We start from the raw sequence: 19,152 nt of genomic DNA, 5'->3' as shown, positions 1-19,152 counted from the left end.
CTTTTATGAGGCACACTCGCATTGTTTTTCTGGGAGAGCGCATCATACAGGGCGACGAGATTGGGCCGGACGAGTTTCACGACCCAGAAACCTTCCGGCGCTGCGCGGCCCAGTGGGGTGGGCCGGAAAATGTGTTGATCTTGCGGAACGCAGTGGTGGGCGAAGGGGTGATGCAAGAAAAACTGGAATACCTGCTGATCAACCGCGCAGAAATTATTGCGCTGGGGGTCGGCGGGATGAGCGTAAGCGGATTTGAGGGTTTAAGCCCTTAGCCACTGAACTTGTGGGCTTTAGCTCTGACCTAGCCTCGAGCTTAGCAAGGCTCGAGGCCGGAGGTCATTTGGCCCAGGCGCAATCGGTTAAGCTAAAAGCAACGGAGGAAGGCATGAGCAAGGGCCAGTTTGTACTGGAACGCTCTGGGCTCGAGCAGCTATTGCAGGCCCTCAAGGCCGAGGGCTACCAGACGCTGGGGCCCACAATGCGGGAAGGGGCCATCGTCTACGACGAACTCCAGCGGCTTGAAGACCTTCCCATCGGCTACACCGACCACCAGGAGGGGGGCACCTACCGTCTGCGGCGGCGAAGCGACGAGGCCCTGTTTGGCTACAACGTGGGGCCTCATAGCTGGAAGCGGTTTTTGCACCCGCCCCTTCTGCGTTTGTTCCGATCCCATAGGGAAAACGGGAAGCTCGAGTTCGAAAGCGAAGACGAGCCCATCCCCAAATATGCCTTCTTTGGGGTGCGGGCCTGCGAACTGGCAGCCATTCAGATACAGGATCGGGTTTTTCTGGGCGGCCCCTACCAGGACCCCCATTACCAAGCCCGGCGCGAGCAAGTGTTTATTGTGGCCATCAACTGTACACAAGCGGGCAACACCTGTTTTTGCACCTCGGTGAACAGCGGCCCCAAAGCCCAGACCGGCTTTGACCTGGCCCTGACCGAGGTACTGGAGGGCGACCGGCACTATTTTGTGGGGGAGGTGGGCAGCGAGGCCGGAGCCCGGCTTTTGGATCGGGTAGCCCATCGTCCGGCGGAGGGGTCGGAGTGGAGCCAAGCCGAGGCCCTGGTGGCCCAGGCGGCCCGTCAGATGGGACGCCAACTGGATACCGAAGGGCTCAAGGAGATGCTCTACCAGAACCTCGAGCACCCCCGTTGGGAGGAGGTGGCGGCCCGCTGCCTGAGCTGCGGCAACTGTACACAGGTCTGCCCCACCTGCTTCTGTACCAGCGTGGAAGACCATACCGACCTCGCGGGCCAGATGGCCGAACGCACCCGCCGCTGGGATTCCTGCTTCACCGCCGACTTCTCCTACCTTCACGGGGGCAGCGTGCGGGTCTCGACCAGGGCCCGCTACCGCCAGTGGCTAACCCACAAGCTGGCTACCTGGCAGGACCAGTTTGGCAGCCTGGGGTGTGTGGGCTGTGGCCGCTGCATCACCTGGTGTCCGGTGGGGATTGACCTGACCGAAGAAGTGGCTGCCATGAGGGCCTCGCCTTCGGGGCAGCCCTGGTCCGTACCGCCAGCGGGGGGTGCACATGTCTAAAACCAGCCTTCAGCAGTATCTGAGCGAACATCCCTTCTTCCGCGGCCTGCGACCCAAAGACCTGGCCTGGCTGGCCGAGCTGGCCGAGCCCCTGGCGCTGGAAGTAGGCGACTACCTGTACCGGGAGGGCGACCAATCCAAAGACTTTTACCTGGTTCAAGAGGGGCTGGTGCGCCTGGAAATCCACACCCCTGGGCGAGGTGCGCTGGTGATTCAGACCCTGGGGCCGGGGGAGGTGCTGGGCTGGTCGGTGATGCTGCCCGAGACCCGCAAGACCTTCGATGCCCACATCTTCCAGGCTGCCCGCTTGCTGGCCTTCGATGCAGCGGCGGTACGCCAGCGCTCGGAAGAAGACCACCACTTCGGTTACGAGCTGTGCAAGCGCTTCTCGAGGGTTATCGGCGGACGCTTGCAGGCCACCCGGCTTCGCCTACTGGACTTATATGGTCAGCCTCATTAGTTCTACCCCACGGCCCGACCCCATGCTGCCCCGTCCCTTTCGGGTGGCACGGGCCATCCGCGAGACCGCCGATGTGGTGACGCTCGAGCTCGAGGCCCAGTCCAGCCCGCCGCTCGCCTTTTTGCCGGGCCAGTTCACCATGCTGTATGTCTTTGGGGTGGGCGAGGTACCCATCTCCATCAGCGGCGACCCCCACAAGCCCGAGCGCCTGGTGCACACCATCCGCCGGGTGGGCCCGGTCACCGAGGCCCTGTGCCAGCTCCGCAAGGGGGATGTGCTGGGGGTACGCGGGCCTTTTGGCAGCGCTTGGCCGATGGAACAGGCCAGGGGAGGTGATCTGGTGGTGGTAGCTGGGGGCATTGGGCTGCCCCCTTTGCGCCCCGCCATCTACCACCTGCTGCGCCACCGCCGGAACTACGGGCGGGTTTACCTGCTTTATGGGGCCCGCACCCCCGCCGACCTGCTGTTCCCCAAAGAACTCCAGCGCTGGCAGCACACCCTCTCCCATGCCCCCGGTGCCTCGCCGGTGCGGGTGACGGTAGACCGGGCCGAGGGCCGTTGGGATGGGGCTGTGGGGTTGGTTACCGAGCTAATTCCCCACCTGCAGCTAGACCCCGCCCACACCACCGCCCTGATGGTGGGGCCGGAAGTAATGATGCGTTTTACCATTGCCGAGCTGCGTAAGCGCGGGGTGCCGGAGGAAAACCTCTACCTTTCGATGGAGCGCAACATGAAGTGTGCAGTGGGCTTTTGTGGACATTGCCAGCTGGGGCCGCACTTCGTTTGTAAGGACGGGCCAGTATTCGCCTTCCCCCAGGTGCGGGATTGGATCGTGCGAAAGGAGGTCTAGATGCCCGGTAAGCACAAACCCACCCTGGCGGTCTGGAAGTTTGCCTCCTGCGATGGGTGTCAACTTTCGCTTTTGGACTGTGAGGATGAACTGCTGGCCGTGGCCGGAGCGGTGACAATTGCCCACTTCCTCGAGGCCTCCAGTGCTGTTCTGCCCGGCCCCTACGACCTGTCGCTGGTAGAAGGTTCCATCACCACCCCCCACGACGCCGAGCGCATCCAGGCTATCCGCAAGAACTCCCGGTTTCTAGTGGCCATTGGGGCCTGTGCCACGGCGGGGGGCATCCAGGCTTTGCGCAACTTTGCCGATGTGGAGGCCTTTACCCGCGTGGTGTATGCTCGGCCCGAGTACATCCAGACCCTGCAGCACTCCAGCGCCATCTCCGAGCACGTGAAGGTGGACTTCGAGCTGCGGGGTTGTCCGGTGAATAAAGCGCAGTTGCTCGAGGTGATCTCGGCATTTTTGCACAAGCGCAAGCCCAACATCCCCCCGCACAGCGTCTGCCTGGAGTGCAAGGCCCGGGGCACGGTCTGTGTGATGGTGGCCCAGGGCATCCCCTGCCTGGGGCCGGTCACCCAGGCCGGATGTGGGGCCATCTGCCCGGCCTACCAGCGGGGCTGCTACGGCTGCTTTGGCCCTCAGGAGAATCCCAATACCGTGGCCCTGAGCGCCTGGTGGACGCACCTCGGGGTAGACGAAACAGCCCAACAGCGGGCCTTCCGCACCTACAACGCCGGGGCCCAGGCCTTTAGCAAGGAGGCAGCGCGCCATGGATGACAGCGCGAAACCCCGCCATACCCGAACCATCCGGGTAGGCAACCTGGCCCGCGTGGAAGGGGAAGGGGCCTTGTATGTGCGGGTCAAGGGGAACCAGGTCGAAGAGGTGCGGCTCGACATCTTCGAGCCCCCACGTTTCTTTGAGGCTTTTTTGCGCGGGCGCAATTTTGCCGAAGTGCCCGACATCACCGCCCGCATCTGCGGCATCTGCCCGGTGGCCTATCAGATGAGTTCCTGCCAGGCCCTGGAGGCCGCTTTGGGCCTGGAAGTGGGGGGTCAGCTCAAAGCCCTGCGGCGGCTGCTCTACTGCGGGGAGTGGATCGAGAGCCACACCCTGCACATCTACTTTTTGCATCTCCCCGATTTTCTGGGCTACCCCGACGCGGTACGGCTGGCGCAGGACCAGCCCGAGCGGATCAAGCGGGCCCTCCAGCTCAAGAAGACCGGCAACGAACTGATGACGCTCTTGGGCGGGCGCGAGATTCACCCCATAAATGTAAAGGTGGGCGGGTTCTACCGGGTGCCGCGCAAGGCCGAGCTGCTGGCAGTGCGGGATAAGCTCGAGCAAGCCCGCGAGATTGCCCTGGAGACGGTGCGCTTTGTGGCAGGGCTGAACTTTCCCGACCTAAAGCCCGACTACACCTTTGTCTCGCTGCGCGAAGAGGGCGCCTACCCCATCCTGCAGGGGCGCATCGTCTCCAACCGGGGGCTGGACATCCCGGTTTCGGCCTTCGAGCAGCACTTCCAGGAAGAACACGTCCCCCACTCCAACGCCCTGCACGCTACCCTTTCTGGGCAGCCCTATCTGGTGGGGCCACTGGCCCGCTACAACCTCAACTACGACCTGCTCCCCGCCCCGCTGCAATCGCTGGCAAAGGAGGTTGGCCTGGGGCCGGTCTGCCGCAACCCCTTCCAGAGCATTGTGGTGCGGGCCCTCGAAACCCTCTACGCCTGCGAGGAAGCCCTGCGTCTGATGGGCGAATACGAGGAGCCCGATGCCCCCAGCCTTCCGGTGGTGCCCAAAGCCGCCACTGGTGCGGGCTGTAGCGAGGCCCCCCGCGGCATTCTCTACCACCGCTACCAGATGGACCAACAGGGCCTGATTACCGAGGCCAAAATCGTGCCCCCCACCTCGCAAAACCAGAAGATGATTGAGGAAGACCTGCGGCAGTTTGTGGCGGCCCACCTCGAGCTGCCCAAACCCGAGCTCACCCTGCGCTGCGAGCAGACCATCCGCAACTACGATCCCTGCATCTCCTGCGCGACCCACTTTTTGCGGCTGGAAATGGAGCATGAGACCTAGAGTGCTGGCCCTGGGCAATCCCTTCCGTCAGGACGACGGGGTGGGGCCCTGGATTGCCAAACAACTTCGCACAGCGGGCCTGGAAGTGCTGGAAGTGGGCGACGACCTGACCCGCCTGGTGGAGGGCCTGGCCGGGGCCGACGAGGCCTGGGTGGTGGAGGCGGTGTGCTCGGGCCAACCGCCCGGAACCCTGCATGTGCTCGAGGTGGGTTCTGACCCCTTGCCCGCGGCACTTAATCGCCTCTCGAGCCACGTCTTAAGCCTGAGCGAGGCCCTCGAGCTCGCCCGCGCCCTGGGTGTGCTGCCTCGCCGCACGGTGGTTTACGGCCTCGAGGGTCGGCGGTTTGGCAGCGGCGAAGGGCTAAGTCCAGAGGTCAGGCAAGCCGCCGAGGCGTTCATCCGCAGCATTCTGGCAGGCCCAGGTAATGCTCCGGTAACAAGCACCCCTCAGCGTGATACTTGAGTCTGTTTGGAGGGCCACCATGTATGTTGAGCCATCCTTTTCCGGCCTGAGCGAATCCGAAGCCCGAAGACGTCTGCACAGCCACGGCCCCAACGCCCTACCCGAGAAACCTCCCGAGCCGCTGTGGCGCCGGTTTTTGCAGCAGTTCAAAAGTCCGCTGATCTACATCCTGCTGTTTGCCCTGGCGGTGGATTTTGCGGTGTGGTGGCTCGAGGGTCGGCATGGCTGGCCGCTGGAGTCCGTGGTGATTGGCCTGATTCTGCTGCTCAACGCCGGGCTGGGCACCTGGCAGGAACGCAAGTCGGAAGCGGCCCTGCATAAGCTCAAGCGGCTATCCAGCCCCCTGGTCTGGGTCGAGCGCGATGGGGTGTGGGTGCAGCGCCCCAGCCGCGAGCTGGTGCCGGGCGACCTGGTGCGGCTCGAGGCCGGCGACCGCGTTCCTGCCGATGTAACCGTGCTGGAAGGCAACCCGCTTTTAGACGAGTCGGTCTTGACCGGCGAGAGCCTCCCGGTGGAAAAAGAAGCGGGTCAGGAACTGTTTAGCGGGACCCTACTGGTGCGGGGCAAGGCCTTTGCCGAGGTGCAGCGCACCGGCCCCGAGAGCGCGCTGGGCAAGCTCGCTACCCTTCTGGGTGAGATTAAGGCCGAGCCCACACCGCTCGAGCACGACCTCCACCGCTTCGGCAACCAGGTGGCCCGCTGGGTGTTGCTGCTGGCCGGGCTGCTGGTGCTCTTGGGCCTGTTTACCGAGGGGGTGGGCCGGCTCCCACAGGTCTTTCTGTTTGCGGTGGCCTTGGCGGTGGCTGCGGTGCCCGAGGGGTTGCCGGCGGTGCTAACCCTCACGCTCTCGCTGGGGGTGGAGCGCATGGCCGGGCGCAAAGCAGTAGTACGCAAACTCTCGGCCGTGGAGGCCCTGGGCTCGGTTACGGTCATCGCCACCGACAAAACCGGCACCCTCACCGAAAACCGCATGGAGGTACGGGCCCTGGATAGCCCCGACCCCGCTCTGGCCCACACCGCCCTGGCCTTGGCCAACGACGCCGACCACGGCATCGGCGACCCCATGGATCTGGCCCTGCTGAACTTTGTGGAGCAGAAGGGAGTGGATGTAGAAGCCCTGCGGCAGTACCACCCCCGCCACTCCGAACGGGCCTTCGAGAGCAGCCACAAGTTCCAGCGGGTCACAGTGCAGAGTCCAAAGGGCCTGCAAAGCTATCTCAAGGGCGCCCCCGAAGTGTTGCTGGGGCGCTCGAGCCTGCCCCCAGACGAACAGCAGTCCTGGCTCGAGAAAGCCCTGGCCTATGCTGCCGAGGGCTACCGGGTGCTGGGGGTGGCCTGGGCTGCCGGCGAAACTGAAGAAAACCTGCAATTTTTGGGCCTGGTGCTGTTCTGGGATCCGCCCCGGCCCGAGGTGCCCGAGGCCATCCGCAAGGCCCAGGAAGCCGGTATCCGGGTTTTGATGGTCACGGGCGACCATCCGGCCACCGCGCTGGCCATCGCCCATCAGATCGGGATTCCGGGCGAGCGGGTCATCACCGGCAGCGACCTAGAAGAATACACCCCCCAGGCCCTGGCTCAGGCAGTACGCGAGGTGAATGTATTCGCCCGGGTCTCCCCCGAGCACAAGCTAAAGCTGGTGGAGCTGCTCCAGTCCAGCGGCGAGGTGGTGGCCATGACCGGCGACGGCGTGAACGACGCCCCCGCCCTCAAACGCGCCGACGTGGGCGTGGCCATGGGGCAGCGCGGCTCGGACGTGAGCCGCGAGGTGGCCGACCTGGTGCTGCTGGATGACAACTTTGCCACCATCGTAGCGGCCATCGAGGAAGGGCGCAATATCTACGAGAACATCCAGAAATTCATCCGCTTCCTCTTCTCCACCAACCTGTCCGAGGTGCTGGTGGTGGCCATCGGGGCTCTTGCCGCGGCCCTGCTGAACCTACGCGACGCCACCGGGGCCTTGCTTCTGCCGCTTACAGCCGTGCAGATTCTGTGGATCAACCTGATTACCGACGGCCTGCCAGCCCTGGCCCTCACCCTGGACAAAAACCCCGGTGTGATGCAACATCCGCCTCGCCCGCCACATGCCCCTCTGCTGGATCGGGTTTCTTTGCGCTTTGTGCTGGTGAGCGGCAGCATCAAGGCGATGTGTGCGCTGGGGCTGCTGGGCTTGCTACCACGCTTCGGGTATAGCCTCGAGGCCACCCGCAGCACGGCCTTCCACTTCATGGCCATCGGCCAGCTTTTCTTCGCTTACCCGGCCCGCCACACCCACCTGTTCCCCCTGCCCAACCTGTGGCTGCACGCCGCGGTGCTGCTGGGTATGGCCATGCAATTCGCGGCGGGTATGCTGCCGGCCAGCATCGTTGCGCTGGATCTGGTTCCCTTGCCGCTGCTGCTGTGGGGGGTGCTGCTGGGTACGGCCCTACTGGCCTGGGGCTTGGCCGAGCTGACCAGCCGTCTCTTCTGGCGCAACAACCACCCCACCCGCCCCCTTGTCGCTATCGACTGATATGAACCCCGCTCAAAGCGTTCCGCTAAGCGCTGTCAAAAGCTCGTCCGTTACGACTGCTGCGAGTTGCGGCGCTTCGGGTGGGGGCTCCAAAATAAGTAAAATCAAGCAGATTTATTGTCGCACCCTCCACAAAAGCCCAAAGAGCATGAGGGATGCTCCACCACAACAAAAACCGTTCACTGAAACGCGCTAGCGGCGCTCCACCGTCAGAGCCTTGCGCTGGGCCTCTTCCAGGGCCTGGCGGGGGTTGGCGTTGCCCTTCAAGACGCGCTCGAGGGCCTCCTCCAAAAACCCATACCAGAGGGTCACCTCGGGGTCTTGCACCCAGGTGGCGGCCTGCTCGAGGCCCCCCAGCACCACCCGGCGGCGGGGGTCTTCGCGGTAGAAATCCTCCAGCAAGGGCTGGGTCGAACGGCGCAAGGGGAGGCAGTAGGTCGCTTTGACCCATTCGGCTTGGGTGGCAGGCTCCATCCAGTAGCGCCACAAGGCCACCGCCCCTCTGGCCTGGGCCTCGCTGGCGCCGCGCAGCACCATCAGGTTGCCCCCGGCCAGCGGTAGCTTGCCGTCGGGCGTGCGGGGTAGGGGGGCCACCCCCAGCCGGAATGGAATGGGGGTACGTTTTTCCAGGGTGGGCCAGACGGTAATGGGCGCAACCCCCATAAACACCTTGGTGCGCACAAAATCCACCATGGCAAACTGGGCCTCGGCGATGTTGCGGCTCACCGCATACCCCGAGCGCACCAGGTTTTGCAGGTACTCGAGGCTCTGCACCACCCTGGCATCGGTAAAGTTGGGCCGGCCCTCGCGCACGAGTTGCCCACCCTGGCTCATCACGAGTGCATTAAAACTGTAGACATCGCTCACCACCATCAGCCCTTTGGCCGAACGGGTGGTAAGCTGCTGGGCGGTACTGGCCAGGGTCTCCCAGCTTTGGGGTGGGTTCAGGCGGCGGGCGGCCAGTTGGTCGGCATTGAAGAACAGCACCGGCAGGTGTAGCTCCACCGGCAGGGCGTAGGTTCGGCCCCTAAAGCGTCCGGTCTCGAGCAAGCCGGGATAGAAGTCGTTGGGCAAAGCCCCCAGGTATTCGTCCAGAGGCAGGGCCAGGTTTTCCTGTACTGCCCGGCTCACAAACGAAACCTCGCCATAGTAAAGCTGGGGCGCATTGCCTGCCCGAAGGGCCGCGGTTAGTTTGAACCCCCCTTCGCGCAGGTCGCCCACATGCTGCGCTACCACGCGATAGTCGCGTTGTCGAGCGTTGAAATCCGCCACAATTTTTTCCAGCGCCTCCCGCCCGGGGGACTCGAGGGTGTGCCAGAATGCGATATCAACAGGCCTTTGGGCAACAGCCACCCCGCTCAGTAGACCCACCAGCAGCAGACGTAGAAGCACAGCGTTCACCAGCTTAGTTTAGTGCCACTTTCTGAACACACCCTGAAGGCGCACCCGCCAAGCGGACAACGCTACAGCGGTGGGTCAAAGCGCCCATCAATGGCTGTCCAGCCCCCGTCCACAAACAAGATGGCGCCCGTGATGTAGGAAGCCGCCGGCGAAGCCAGAAAAGCCACCGCTGCCGCCACCTCCTCAGGGCGGCCCCAGCGCCGCAGGATGTTGCGCTCGGCATAGGCGCGGTACCAGTCGGGCTTGCTCTTGATGGGGGCGGTAAGCGGGGTGTCAATCACGCCTGGCCCAATGGCGTTGGCCCGCACCCCTTTAGGGCCCAACTCCACCGCCAAACCCCGGACGAGCTGGACGGTACCCGCTTTGGTCATGGCGTAAACCGACTGCCCCGGCTCCACCACCTGCGAACGAATAGAGGAAAAAGCAATCAGCGAGCCCGAGCCCTGTTCGGCCATGGCCCGGCCTGCCTCGGTGAGCACATTAAAAGTGCCCTTGAGGTTGACGCTTACCACCCGGTCAAACTCCTCGCTCGAGTAGTGCAGGATGGGCTTGCGGACATTGATGCTGGGGGTGGTTACGGCCACATCGAGCCGCCCATGCCGCTCCAGAATGCCCTGGATTAGCCCCTTTACCCCTTCCGCATTGGTAATGTTGACCACATCGGCTTCGGCCCGGCCCCCGTTGGCCTCAATCCGGCCGGCGGTCTCGGCGGCCAGTTCGGCCTTCAGGTCTGCCACCACCACGGTAGCCCCCTGGGCCGCCAGGGCCTCGCAAGAGGCCTGCCCAATCCCCGAACCTCCCCCCACCACCAGTGCCACTTTGCCGTCGAGCCGAAACATGTCTGCGTAGTTCATAGCAACCTCTTTCAGCTTCTTTTTCTCGGATCCAGGTAATCCCGCAGCCCATCACCCAGCAGGTTGAAGCCCAGCACCGCCAGACCAATCGCCAAACCAGGGAAAATTACCGGATAAGGCGTGAGTTCCTGGTAGCTCTGGGCCTCGCGCAGCATCCGGCCCCAGCTGGGGTTGGGGGGCTGGGTGCCCAAACCCAGGTACGAGAGCGCGGCCTCGGCCAGAATTGCTACCGCAAAAGCCAGGCTGGCCTGCACCACCAGGGGCCCGATGATGTTAGGGAGCACGTGCCGCAGCATAATGCGCCCACTGCCCATGCCCAGAGCTCTTGCAGCCTCGATATAGGGCAGGGCCTTGACCGACAACACGCCGGCCCGGGCCACCCGGGCAAAAGCTGGCACTGCGGCCAGACCGATGGCCACCATCGAGGTGGTCACGCCGGGGTTGAAAATAGCAGCCAGCAGCAGGGCGATGAGCAGGGCCGGGAGGGCATACAGCGTTTCCAGCAACACCGACAGAATCTGGTCGAGCCAGCCGCCCAAATACCCTGCCAGCACACCCAGCAAAAGCCCCACCGAAAGCCCGATACCCACCGCAATCAGGCCCACATAAAGGGCATTCTGGGCCCCCGCCAGCACCCTAGCCAGGGTATCGCGCCCCAGGATGTCGGTGCCCAGGGGGTGTCCGGGGGAAAAAAGGGGGGCCAGACGGCTGGGGGTGGTGGCGTTGGGGTCGGTGGGGTTGAGTGAGCTGGCCAGCACCATCAACAAAACCAGCAGAATCAGGAAAGAACCCACCTTTAGCGCAATGGGCAGCTTGGCCCAACCAGATGATCTCCTGGAGGTTTTCGATGGGACAGCCTGGCTACGCATAACTCACTCTCGGCCTCCAGCAGACATCTTCAGCCACCCCTTCCTCCCCTTGGGAGGAAGGGGCCGGGGGATGGGGGGCCGCCCTTCACGCATAGCTCACCCTCGGATCCAGCAAACCATACAGCAAGTCCACCAGCAGGTTCATCAGCACAATAAAAGCCGCTATCACCAGCACCACCGCCTGCACCAGGGGGTAGTCGCGCGCGCTGATGGCGGTAAGCGAGAGCGAGCCCAGGCCCGGAATCCCGAAGACCGTCTCCACCACCACCGTGGCGATAAGCAAGCTGGCGAACTCGAGGCCCAGCACCGTGACCACCGGCAAGGCCGCGTTGCGCAGGGCATGCTTGTACAGCACCACCCGCTCTGTTAGCCCCTTGGCCCGGGCGGTACGGATAAAGTCCTGCGAGAGCACCTCGAGCACACTCCCCCGCACCAGCCGCACCAGAAACGAAGCACTGGCCAGGGCCACGGTCAGCACCGGCAGCACCAGGGCCAGCAAGGCCCGCTGGGGGTTCTCCCAGCCCCCAATAGGAAAACTGGTAGGCAACGGCAGCTTGAGCCAGACGATAAAGATGTAGATAAACATCAGCCCCACCCAAAACGAGGGCAGCACAATCCCCACCAGCGAGACCACCGAAATACCCAGGTCTATTGGGCTTCCGGCCCTGCGGGCCGCCAGGATGCCCAGCGGTACTGCAATAAGCGTGGCCAACAGCAGCGAAGCCACCACAATGGGCAAGGTAATCCCCAGCCGGGCCACGATAAGTTCGGAGATGGGCCGCTCATAACGAATCGACTGTCCCAGGTCGCCCCGCAGCACCCCGCCCAGCCAGCTCAGGTAGCGCTCGAGGGGGGGTTTATCCAGCCCTAAACGGGCCTCGAGGGCTTCCAGGTCAGCCGGGGTTGCATCAATGCCCAGAATGGCCTGGGCTGGGTTGCCAGGAATCAGCAGCAGTGCAGCAAAGACCAGCAGCGTCGCCAACCACAAGGTGACGAGGGCAAAACCCAGGCGGCGAACCGTGTAGGCAAACATAGTCAAGGCTCGAGGGCCGAGGTTCTAGAGCCGAAACGCCCTTGACACTCGACCCTCAAAGCTAAGGCTTACAGGCTACTGCCGTACCCACACCTCGGCCACGCTGATGGCGGGGGTCAGGAAACCGTCGGGCCAGTTCTGAATGCGGGCTCGATAAGCGCCCAGCGCGGGCAGGCTCATGACCCAAACCCCAGCGGCATCCTCAGCCAGTAGGCGCTGGGCGGCGGCCAGGGCCTCGCAGGCTTTGGTCTGGTTGGGGGCCCGCAGGTACTGGGTGAAAAGCTGCTGGAAACGGGGGCTGTTGTAGCGCCAGTAGTAGTTGGGGTTGGCGTAGTTGCCAATATCGTTGGCTTCCACGTGGCCGATAATGGTCATGGCATAGTCGGCCTGACGGAAGACCCGCTGCAGCCAGGTGTTGAAGTCGGTGACCTGGATGGTGACCTGCAGCGGCCCCAGTTTGTTGAGCTGGGCCACCATGGCCTCGCCAATGCGGCGCTCGTAAGGGAACTCGGCGGCCAGGTTGAAGGTAAAGCGCAGGGGGTTCTGGTTGGTAAAACCGGCCTCGGCCAGCAGGCGGCGGGCCTCATCGGGGTTGTAGGCGTTGAAGTTGCTCAGATCCACATAGCAGGCTTCGCCGGGCGAGCGCATGGAGCCGATTTTGGTGCCGTAGCCCAGCATGGCCCCTTGGATTAGTTCGTCCTTGTTGGTGGCCAGGGTGATGGCCCGCCGCACCCGCACATCGTTGAAGGGCGGGCGGCTGTTGTTGAAACCAGCCACCGCCTCGGCGGTAGCCGAACCAGAAAAGACTTTGAAGTTGGGGTCGCGCGAGAGCACCACCGCGTTTTCGGGCAACAAGCTATAGGCAATTACGTCCAGGTCGCCAGCCCGCAGACCGGCCAGCTGGGCATCCCCATCGCCCAGGAAGCGGAAGTTGACCCGATCCAGGTAGGGCAGGCCCTGCAGGTAGTAGTTGGGGTTGCGCTCGAGCCGCACCGCCACGCCCCGCTCCCAGGCTGCAAAACGGAAGGGGCCGGTGCCAATGGGCTGCACCCGCTGCTCGGCCAGAGGCCGCTGCCGGGGGCCAATCAGCGACTCGGGGCGCGAGAGGATGAAAAGAAAGTCGTTGTTGGGCTGGCGCAGGCTAAACACCACCGTGTTGGGGTTGGGGCTGGTGATGTTGACGATATCGCGGTAAAGGTCGGGGCGCAGGTGGCCCGAGGCCCGGGTATCGGGGTTGCGGGCCCGGTTAAACTTAGCCAGCACATCCTGGGCGGTGAAGTCGGAACCGTCGTGGAACTTCACCCCCTGGCGCAGGGTAAAGGTATAGGTCAGGCCGGAGTTGGACACCGTCCAGCGCGTAGCCAGCGAGGGCACGATCTCGCCTTTGGGGTTGCGCTTGACCAGCCCTTGTAGCACATTGTCGTAGACCACGCGGGAGATATCCGCACCCGCTACCTGGGTCGGATCCCAGGCTGCGGGTTCAGTTTGGATAGCGATGGTAATGGAACCACCGCGCTGCTGCGCCCAAGCCAGGCCAGCCAAGGCCAACACGCCTATAAGCAACCAACGTTTCATCACGATTCCTCCTATTTTTTATATGGGAATGTCGCGATTTATGGCCGCGTCGCGCGGGTGGGCTCGGTATCACGAGTCCCACCAGAACATCAGTTGGGTCTTCTCCACCCTCCCGATCCGAAAAAAGCCTTACCGATACGCTTTTTTCGGCACCGCTCGCAAGTAGACAATAACACGAAAACCAGGGGGTTGGCAAACGGGATTATCGCCCCGCAGTGCAGCAATTATCGCGGTCTTCCCGCTGCTCGCAGCAAAAATAAGCCCGTAGAGCCCTTTTCATGATGGGGATTGCACCTTGCCGAAGGCTGCTCTACGCATCCCGCAGCATCAGCACAGCGACAGCAGCATAAAGCCTGGCGGCTGCAATCAGCTCTTCAATCTCGATGTGCTCATCAACCTGGTGTGGAACGGTACGACTCCCTGGCCCAATGGTTACAACAGGCAAGCCGGCCCAGGCCCACAAAAAAGTGCCATCGGTAGCCCCTGGCACCCCACCGTAACGAACAGGCATCTGCAGCAGCTGCAAGCCTTGTTCTACCGCTTGCACCAGCGCAGCGTCGCGCGGGGTTTCGCTGGCGGGGCGGACTTCAAAGACCTCGAGGGTTGCGCTTACACCGGCCCCCAGGCTCTCTTCCAGCACTTGCCGAAGCCGGGCCTCGAGGGCCCGGTGATCCTGGCCGGGGTTGGTGCGGATGTCCAGCCCTACCCGCACCCGATCGGGGATCACGTTGAGCTGCCCCTCCCCTGCCCCTGCCTCGAAGACCGTCGGGGTCAGCCAGGGCAGGCCCAGGTATTCGTGCTGGCTTTCGCTTTGCAAAGCGGCTTGCAGCCCGCCCAGCGCCGCCACAAAGCGGGCCGCCGAGGGGATGGGATTGGCTCCGGCATAGGGCATGGCCCCGTGGGCCATCTTTCCCCGAAAATGCACCCAGACCCGCATGGCGCCCTTTTGCCACAAGCAGACCTGGTTTTCTTCCGGCTCGCAGATAATCGCCCCGGCGAAGCCTTCGGCATAGCCCGCCCGGATAAAAGCCTTGATCCCGATCATCAGGCCTTCTTCATCACAGGGGATGCACAGCCGCAGGGTTTTGCGGGGCTGGCCCAGCACCTTTTGTACCGCTACTGCCGCACAGATGGCCGCTGCCAGCCCGCCTTTCATATCGCAGGCTCCGCGCCCGTAAATCTTGCCGTCCAGGATCCGGGCTTCGTAGGGGGGAACCGTCCACTGCTCGGGATTGCCATGCGTGACCACATCGCTATGGCCCTCCAGAATCAGCCCGCCGGAACCTTGCCCCAGGTCGGCAATCAGGTTGGGGCGGCCTGGAACCACCTCCTGCACAGTGGTCTGGAAGCCGCGCTGGCGCAGGTAGGACTCCAAAAAATCCACCACCGGCTGCTCGCCCGGCCCTGGGTAGTAGCTGGCGATGCGAACGAGCGCCTGGGTCAGGCGCACCAGTTCGGCGGTGTCTACGGCCTGGGCAGCTTGAAGGGCAAGGTTGTTTTGATCCATTGTTCTTCCCGGCAAAGCGGTCGCAAGAAATCCCTCTTTGCGCCTATTTTTCGTACAGGTCGCGGTAGGAAACCAGCCCGCCCACCGAATAGGCCTGCAGCACCCCGTGCACCAGCGCCCTGGCAAACACATCGGCGGCCACCGCACCCAGGCGGCTGAGTTCGGCAGGGCCTGCAATTTCCACCTCCCCCGTAGCCAGACAAAAAATCACATCGCCATCGAACATGGTATGGGCTGGGAAAACGGCCCTGGCAATGCCGTCATGGGCCATCTGGGCTACCTTTTGGGCCTGGGCTTTGCTCAGGCGGGCGTTGGTGGCTACGCATCCAATTACGGTATTGCTGGGCACTAAAGAGGTCGTGAAAAGATCGCTGTAGTCTGGGGCCGATAGGGGCCGGGGGGGGTGTTTGAGCTTGAACTCGCCGTTTTGCTCTAAGAAACGCGCATAAAGCTCGCCCGTTATGGGGTCGTGGGCCTGTCCGTAGGCATTGGCCGCCACGATAGCCCCCACCACCACCCCGCCGGGCAGCTCGAGGCTGGCCGTGCCGGTGCCGCCCTTCAGACCACCGTTCCGCGCCCCCGTGCCCACCCCCACCACGCCCTGCTCGACCGGCCCCCCCTTCAGGTTCTGGGCCGCCTGGTAGCCGTACAGGGCGCTGGGGCGCACGGTAGGGCTGCCTACCAGCAGGTCGAAAATCACCGCGGCTGGCACAATGGGCACGACGGCGTTACCCACCGGATAGCCCTTGCCCTGCTCCTCGAGCCAGCGCATCACCCCTGCGGCCGCCTCGAGGCCATAGGCGCTCCCCCCCGAGAGCACCACGGCCTGTACCTGCTCAACAAGGTTAACCGGGTTCAACAGGTCGGTTTCGCGGGTACCGGGCGCGCTGCCGCGCACATCCACCCCCGCCACTGCCCCGTTCTGGGGAAAGATGACAGTAACACCCGTAAGGTTGTCCAGGTCGGTAAAGTGGCCTACCTGAATACCGGGAACATCGGTAATGGCGTTTAGAGGGCCAGGTTTCATGTGCGCCACCAGCATAACAAAAAACCCTGCTCAGCCTATTGCAGTTCTATTTCCAACTCTCCCCCCTCCGCCACAAAACCCACCCGCTTATGGCTTCCATCGCAAAACGGTTTGCATTCCGAGTGGCCACAGCGGCACAAAGCCAGCTTGGCTCGCTCTAAAACCCGCTCTTCTCCATTAAGCACAAACTTGCTGCCCTCGGGCAGGTCGATCACCAGCGAGCCGTTTTCGCGCAAGCGGATTTTCATAAACCCAGTTTAGACTCTGCCATTTCGCCCAAGGCGGGGCGATTGCCCCTACTGAATTACAAGTTTGTAGTGAAGACTGATTCCGAAGGCTAGTGATAGATTTATCAAAGTCGTCGGCCTGCCAGAGGAGGAACCCCAATGCCCGTGAAATATCTTGGGACAACCGTTAGAGTAAAGGACAATATGCAAAACCTCGAGTTCCCTTCCTACATCAAGAGCGAGCGAGTTAAGCACTGGATCACCGAGGCCGTAGCCCTGTGTAAGCCCGATGCCGTGCACTTTTGCGACGGCTCCGAAGAGGAGTACAACGCCCTGTGCGACCAGCTCGTTGAAGCCGGTACGTTTATACGGCTCAACCCCGAGCTACGCCCAAACAGTTTTCTGGCCCGTTCCGACCCTAGCGACGTTGCACGGGTAGAGGATCGCACCTTCATCTGCTCTATCAACAAAGAAGACGCCGGCCCCACCAACAACTGGGTCAACCCCAAAGAAATGCACGCCACCTTACAGGGCCTCTTCGATGGCTGCATGCGGGGCCGCACCATGTACGTAGTGCCCTTCAGCATGGGGCCGCTGGGCTCTCCCATCAGCTACATCGGCATCGAGATTACCGACTCGGCCTATGTGGTGGTGAACATGCGCATCATGACCCGCATGGGCAAAGCCGTCTACGATGTGCTGGGCGAGGATGGCGACTTTGTGCCCTGCATGCACACGGTGGGCATGCCCCTCGAGCCAGGACAAAAAGATGTCCCCTGGCCCTGCAACCCCAAGGTCAAATACATCGTGCACTTTCCCGAGGAGCGCAGCATCTGGAGCTATGGTTCGGGGTACGGTGGCAACGCCCTGCTGGGTAAAAAATGTCTGGCCCTGCGGATTGCCAGCGTGATCGGGCGCGACGAAGGCTGGCTGGCCGAGCACATGCTGATCCTGGGGGTCGAAGATCCCAAAGGCCAGAAAACCTATGTAGCGGCCGCTTTCCCCAGCGCTTGCGGTAAGACCAACTTTGCCATGCTGATCCCGCCCAAGCCCTTCCAGGAAGAAGGCTGGAAAGTGACCACCGTAGGCGACGACATCGCCTGGATCAAACCGGGCCCCGACGGACGACTTTACGCCATCAATCCCGAAGCCGGGTACTTCGGGGTAGCACCCGGCACCTCCTACGCCACCAACCCCAACGCCATGGAAACCATCAAGGCCAATACCATCTTCACCAACGTGGCCCTCACCCCCGAGGGCGACGTGTGGTGGGAGGGTATGGACGGCCCGCCCCCGGCCAAAGCCATTGACTGGCAGGGCAACGAGTGGACCCCCGACTGTGGGCGCAAAGCGGCCCATCCCAACGCCCGCTTTACCGCCCCGGCCAGCCAGAACCCGGTCATTGACCCCGAGTGGGAAAACCCCAAAGGGGTGCCCATCAAGGCCTTCATCTTCGGCGGACGGCGGGCCACGGTGGTACCGCTGGTGTATCAGAGCTTCAACTGGTCGTTTGGGGTGTACCTGGGCGCCACAATGGGCTCGGAGATGACCGCTGCCGCCTTCGGCCAGATCGGCGAGGTGCGCCGCGACCCCTTCGCTATGCTGCCTTTTATCGGCTACCACATGGCCAGCTACTTCAACCACTGGCTGGATATGGGCCGCCGGGTGGTAGATCCCCCCCGCATCTTCAGCGTGAACTGGTTCCGCAAGGGGAAGGATGGCAACTACCTTTGGCCGGGTTTTGGCGAAAATATGCGGGTGCTGAAGTGGATTGTGGAGCGGGTTAACGGTCGGGGCTATGCTACCGAAAGCCCTCTGGGCTACGTACCCCACTACGAAAGCCTGGACTGGCGCGGCCTGAACTTCAGCAAAGAGCAATTCCAAGAGCTCATGGCCATCGACCGCGACCTGTGGCTCAAGGAAATCCTCTCGCACGAGGAACTCTTCATCAAGCTATACGAACGGATGCCCAAGGAGTTCCTGGCCATGCGCGAGCTCTTGATTTCCAACCTCTGGCGCTCGCCCGAGCACTGGGATGTGGGGGGCCTGGAAGATAGCGATTCTTGAAGCAGCCTAAAGCCGCTGGTGAGGCATAGTTGTTAAAGTCCGAGTTTGGCTTTTATCATCGCCTGCGGGTGCGGTGGGCCGAGACCGACCCTCAGGGCATCGTGTTTAACGGGCACTACCTGACCTATTTCGACGTAGCTATCACCGAATTCTGGCGGGCTCTGGGCATCCCCTACCCCAGCACGGTGGAGCGCTTTGGGCTGGATTTGTTTGTGGTCAAGGCCACCGTGGAGTACCACGCCCCGGCCCACTACGACGACGAGCTCGAGATTGGCGTGCGGGTAGGGCGCATCGGCAACAGCAGTATGCAGTTTGTGCTGGGCATCTTTCGGGGTGAGGCGCACCTGATTAGCGGGGAGGTCATCTATGTGGCCGCCCACCCCCAAACGCGCCAGCCCCAGCCGGTACCCCAGGCCATGCGTGCGCTGTTGGAGCGCTGAACCCGTTTGCATCCCGTTGTGGAACAACCCATACCTGTTCGGCTTCGACCGGCTCATAATACCGGATTCAAAAAGATACTCTTCAAACAAAAAACATCAAGGGGCTATCTTTTTGAATCCTAGAGCACTCCCTTCGGTCGGGTTAGTTCGTCACCGTTCGGTGACGAACTAACCGAATCTGGTATAAGAAGTCCTTTTGATTGCTTTTTTTCTGGGGCCCCCGCCTGAAGCGTGGATAGCAGTTGCG

At 62.8% G+C, this 19,152-nt stretch carries 18 protein-coding genes; 10 read left to right on the top strand and 8 right to left on the bottom strand.

The genetic code is table 11. The annotated features are described in order from the left end of the window. The first annotated feature begins 5 nt into the window (after nucleotides 1-5). The 8 genes from Q355_RS0107480 to Q355_RS0107445 all read left to right on the top strand — a co-directional run bounded on the left by Q355_RS0107480 (nucleotide 6) and on the right by Q355_RS0107445 (nucleotide 7,905). Nucleotides 6-272: a hypothetical protein gene (locus Q355_RS0107480; protein ID WP_027877226.1), complete on the top strand. Its 267-nt coding sequence runs from the start codon at nucleotides 6-8 to the stop codon at nucleotides 270-272. Between the two features lie 113 nt (nucleotides 273-385). Next, the gene (locus tag Q355_RS15570) at nucleotides 386-1,543 is read left to right on the top strand and encodes a 4Fe-4S dicluster domain-containing protein (RefSeq protein WP_051529350.1); all 1,158 of its coding nucleotides are present in this window, start codon (nucleotides 386-388) and stop codon (nucleotides 1,541-1,543) included. Next, nucleotides 1,536-2,003 carry a Crp/Fnr family transcriptional regulator gene (locus Q355_RS0107470; protein WP_036258963.1) on the top strand — a complete coding sequence of 156 codons (468 nt, stop codon included), beginning with the start codon at nucleotides 1,536-1,538 and terminating at the stop codon, nucleotides 2,001-2,003. The genes Q355_RS15570 and Q355_RS0107470 overlap by 8 nt, the downstream gene beginning before the upstream one ends. After that, the gene (locus Q355_RS0107465; protein WP_036258960.1) at nucleotides 1,987-2,853 is read left to right on the top strand and encodes an FAD/NAD(P)-binding protein; all 867 of its coding nucleotides are present in this window, start codon (nucleotides 1,987-1,989) and stop codon (nucleotides 2,851-2,853) included. The genes Q355_RS0107470 and Q355_RS0107465 overlap by 17 nt, the downstream gene beginning before the upstream one ends. Continuing rightward, nucleotides 2,854-3,630 carry an NADH-quinone oxidoreductase subunit B family protein gene (locus tag Q355_RS0107460; RefSeq protein WP_027877223.1) on the top strand — a complete coding sequence of 259 codons (777 nt, stop codon included), beginning with the start codon at nucleotides 2,854-2,856 and terminating at the stop codon, nucleotides 3,628-3,630. Beyond that, complete coding sequence (locus Q355_RS0107455; protein WP_027877222.1) at nucleotides 3,623-4,933, top strand: Ni/Fe hydrogenase subunit alpha; 1,311 nt, start codon at nucleotides 3,623-3,625, stop codon at nucleotides 4,931-4,933. Before Q355_RS0107460 ends, Q355_RS0107455 begins: the two co-directional genes overlap by 8 nt. Next, a complete protein-coding gene (locus Q355_RS15565; RefSeq protein WP_084496081.1) occupies nucleotides 4,923-5,396 on the top strand; it encodes a hydrogenase maturation protease in 474 nt (157 codons plus the stop codon). The genes Q355_RS0107455 and Q355_RS15565 overlap by 11 nt, the downstream gene beginning before the upstream one ends. A gap of 19 nt (nucleotides 5,397-5,415) precedes the next feature. Further along, entirely contained in the window at nucleotides 5,416-7,905 is a 2,490-nt protein-coding gene (locus tag Q355_RS0107445; RefSeq protein WP_027877221.1) for a cation-translocating P-type ATPase, read from the top strand. A gap of 192 nt (nucleotides 7,906-8,097) precedes the next feature. On the opposite strand, the gene Q355_RS0107440 is transcribed toward Q355_RS0107445, so the two are convergent. The 8 genes from Q355_RS0107440 to Q355_RS0107405 all read right to left on the bottom strand — a co-directional run bounded on the left by Q355_RS0107440 (nucleotide 8,098) and on the right by Q355_RS0107405 (nucleotide 16,419). Then, the gene (locus tag Q355_RS0107440; RefSeq protein ID WP_036258984.1) at nucleotides 8,098-9,297 is read right to left on the bottom strand and encodes an extracellular solute-binding protein; all 1,200 of its coding nucleotides are present in this window, start codon (nucleotides 9,295-9,297) and stop codon (nucleotides 8,098-8,100) included. 71 nt (nucleotides 9,298-9,368) lie between these two features. Continuing rightward, complete coding sequence (locus tag Q355_RS0107435) at nucleotides 9,369-10,160, bottom strand: SDR family NAD(P)-dependent oxidoreductase (protein ID WP_027877219.1); 792 nt, start codon at nucleotides 10,158-10,160, stop codon at nucleotides 9,369-9,371. 11 nt (nucleotides 10,161-10,171) lie between these two features. After that, a complete protein-coding gene (locus Q355_RS0107430; RefSeq protein ID WP_027877218.1) occupies nucleotides 10,172-11,029 on the bottom strand; it encodes an ABC transporter permease in 858 nt (285 codons plus the stop codon). A gap of 85 nt (nucleotides 11,030-11,114) precedes the next feature. Beyond that, nucleotides 11,115-12,062: an ABC transporter permease gene (locus Q355_RS0107425; RefSeq protein WP_027877217.1), complete on the bottom strand. Its 948-nt coding sequence runs from the start codon at nucleotides 12,060-12,062 to the stop codon at nucleotides 11,115-11,117. 75 nt (nucleotides 12,063-12,137) lie between these two features. Further along, the gene (locus Q355_RS0107420; protein WP_027877216.1) at nucleotides 12,138-13,637 is read right to left on the bottom strand and encodes an ABC transporter substrate-binding protein; all 1,500 of its coding nucleotides are present in this window, start codon (nucleotides 13,635-13,637) and stop codon (nucleotides 12,138-12,140) included. A gap of 310 nt (nucleotides 13,638-13,947) precedes the next feature. Further along, nucleotides 13,948-15,144: a M20 family metallopeptidase gene (locus Q355_RS0107415; RefSeq protein ID WP_027877215.1), complete on the bottom strand. Its 1,197-nt coding sequence runs from the start codon at nucleotides 15,142-15,144 to the stop codon at nucleotides 13,948-13,950. Nucleotides 15,145-15,187: 43 nt separating this feature from the next. Next, nucleotides 15,188-16,171 carry a P1 family peptidase gene (locus tag Q355_RS0107410; protein ID WP_027877214.1) on the bottom strand — a complete coding sequence of 328 codons (984 nt, stop codon included), beginning with the start codon at nucleotides 16,169-16,171 and terminating at the stop codon, nucleotides 15,188-15,190. A gap of 35 nt (nucleotides 16,172-16,206) precedes the next feature. Then, nucleotides 16,207-16,419, bottom strand: coding sequence for a CDGSH iron-sulfur domain-containing protein (locus Q355_RS0107405; protein WP_027877213.1), 213 nt, complete (start codon nucleotides 16,417-16,419; stop codon nucleotides 16,207-16,209). Nucleotides 16,420-16,602: 183 nt separating this feature from the next. Here Q355_RS0107405 and Q355_RS0107400 point away from each other — a divergent pair, with 183 nt between their 5' ends. Both Q355_RS0107400 and Q355_RS0107395 read left to right on the top strand, forming a co-directional pair. Further along, complete coding sequence (locus tag Q355_RS0107400) at nucleotides 16,603-18,465, top strand: phosphoenolpyruvate carboxykinase (GTP) (RefSeq protein ID WP_027877212.1); 1,863 nt, start codon at nucleotides 16,603-16,605, stop codon at nucleotides 18,463-18,465. 29 nt (nucleotides 18,466-18,494) lie between these two features. Then, a complete protein-coding gene (locus tag Q355_RS0107395) occupies nucleotides 18,495-18,905 on the top strand; it encodes an acyl-CoA thioesterase (RefSeq protein WP_027877211.1) in 411 nt (136 codons plus the stop codon). The last annotated feature ends 247 nt before the right edge of the window (nucleotides 18,906-19,152 follow it).

It is taken from the genome of Meiothermus cerbereus DSM 11376, from assembly GCF_000620065.1.
Classification (GTDB): domain Bacteria; phylum Deinococcota; class Deinococci; order Deinococcales; family Thermaceae; genus Meiothermus; species Meiothermus cerbereus.
This window is presented reverse-complemented; position numbering and strand designations above follow the sequence as displayed.

Excerpts from the sequence above, each read along its gene's own strand:
- Q355_RS15565 (WP_084496081.1), top strand. The coding sequence starts at position 4,923 with ATGAGACCTAGAGTGCTGGCCCTGGGCAATCCCTTCCGTCAGGACGAC.
- Q355_RS0107435 (WP_027877219.1), bottom strand. The coding sequence starts at position 10,160 with ATGAACTACGCAGACATGTTTCGGCTCGACGGCAAAGTGGCACTGGTG.
- Q355_RS15570 (WP_051529350.1), top strand. The coding sequence starts at position 386 with ATGAGCAAGGGCCAGTTTGTACTGGAACGCTCTGGGCTCGAGCAGCTA.
- Q355_RS0107445 (WP_027877221.1), top strand. The coding sequence starts at position 5,416 with ATGTATGTTGAGCCATCCTTTTCCGGCCTGAGCGAATCCGAAGCCCGA.
- Q355_RS0107425 (WP_027877217.1), bottom strand. The coding sequence starts at position 12,062 with ATGTTTGCCTACACGGTTCGCCGCCTGGGTTTTGCCCTCGTCACCTTG.
- Q355_RS0107470 (WP_036258963.1), top strand. The coding sequence starts at position 1,536 with ATGTCTAAAACCAGCCTTCAGCAGTATCTGAGCGAACATCCCTTCTTC.
- Q355_RS0107415 (WP_027877215.1), bottom strand. The coding sequence starts at position 15,144 with ATGGATCAAAACAACCTTGCCCTTCAAGCTGCCCAGGCCGTAGACACC.
- Q355_RS0107420 (WP_027877216.1), bottom strand. The coding sequence starts at position 13,637 with ATGAAACGTTGGTTGCTTATAGGCGTGTTGGCCTTGGCTGGCCTGGCT.
- Q355_RS0107410 (WP_027877214.1), bottom strand. The coding sequence starts at position 16,171 with ATGAAACCTGGCCCTCTAAACGCCATTACCGATGTTCCCGGTATTCAG.
- Q355_RS0107460 (WP_027877223.1), top strand. The coding sequence starts at position 2,854 with ATGCCCGGTAAGCACAAACCCACCCTGGCGGTCTGGAAGTTTGCCTCC.
- Q355_RS0107405 (WP_027877213.1), bottom strand. The coding sequence starts at position 16,419 with ATGAAAATCCGCTTGCGCGAAAACGGCTCGCTGGTGATCGACCTGCCC.
- Q355_RS0107455 (WP_027877222.1), top strand. The coding sequence starts at position 3,623 with ATGGATGACAGCGCGAAACCCCGCCATACCCGAACCATCCGGGTAGGC.
- Q355_RS0107400 (WP_027877212.1), top strand. The coding sequence starts at position 16,603 with ATGCAAAACCTCGAGTTCCCTTCCTACATCAAGAGCGAGCGAGTTAAG.
- Q355_RS0107430 (WP_027877218.1), bottom strand. The coding sequence starts at position 11,029 with ATGCGTAGCCAGGCTGTCCCATCGAAAACCTCCAGGAGATCATCTGGT.
- Q355_RS0107465 (WP_036258960.1), top strand. The coding sequence starts at position 1,987 with ATGGTCAGCCTCATTAGTTCTACCCCACGGCCCGACCCCATGCTGCCC.
- Q355_RS0107480 (WP_027877226.1), top strand. The coding sequence starts at position 6 with ATGAGGCACACTCGCATTGTTTTTCTGGGAGAGCGCATCATACAGGGC.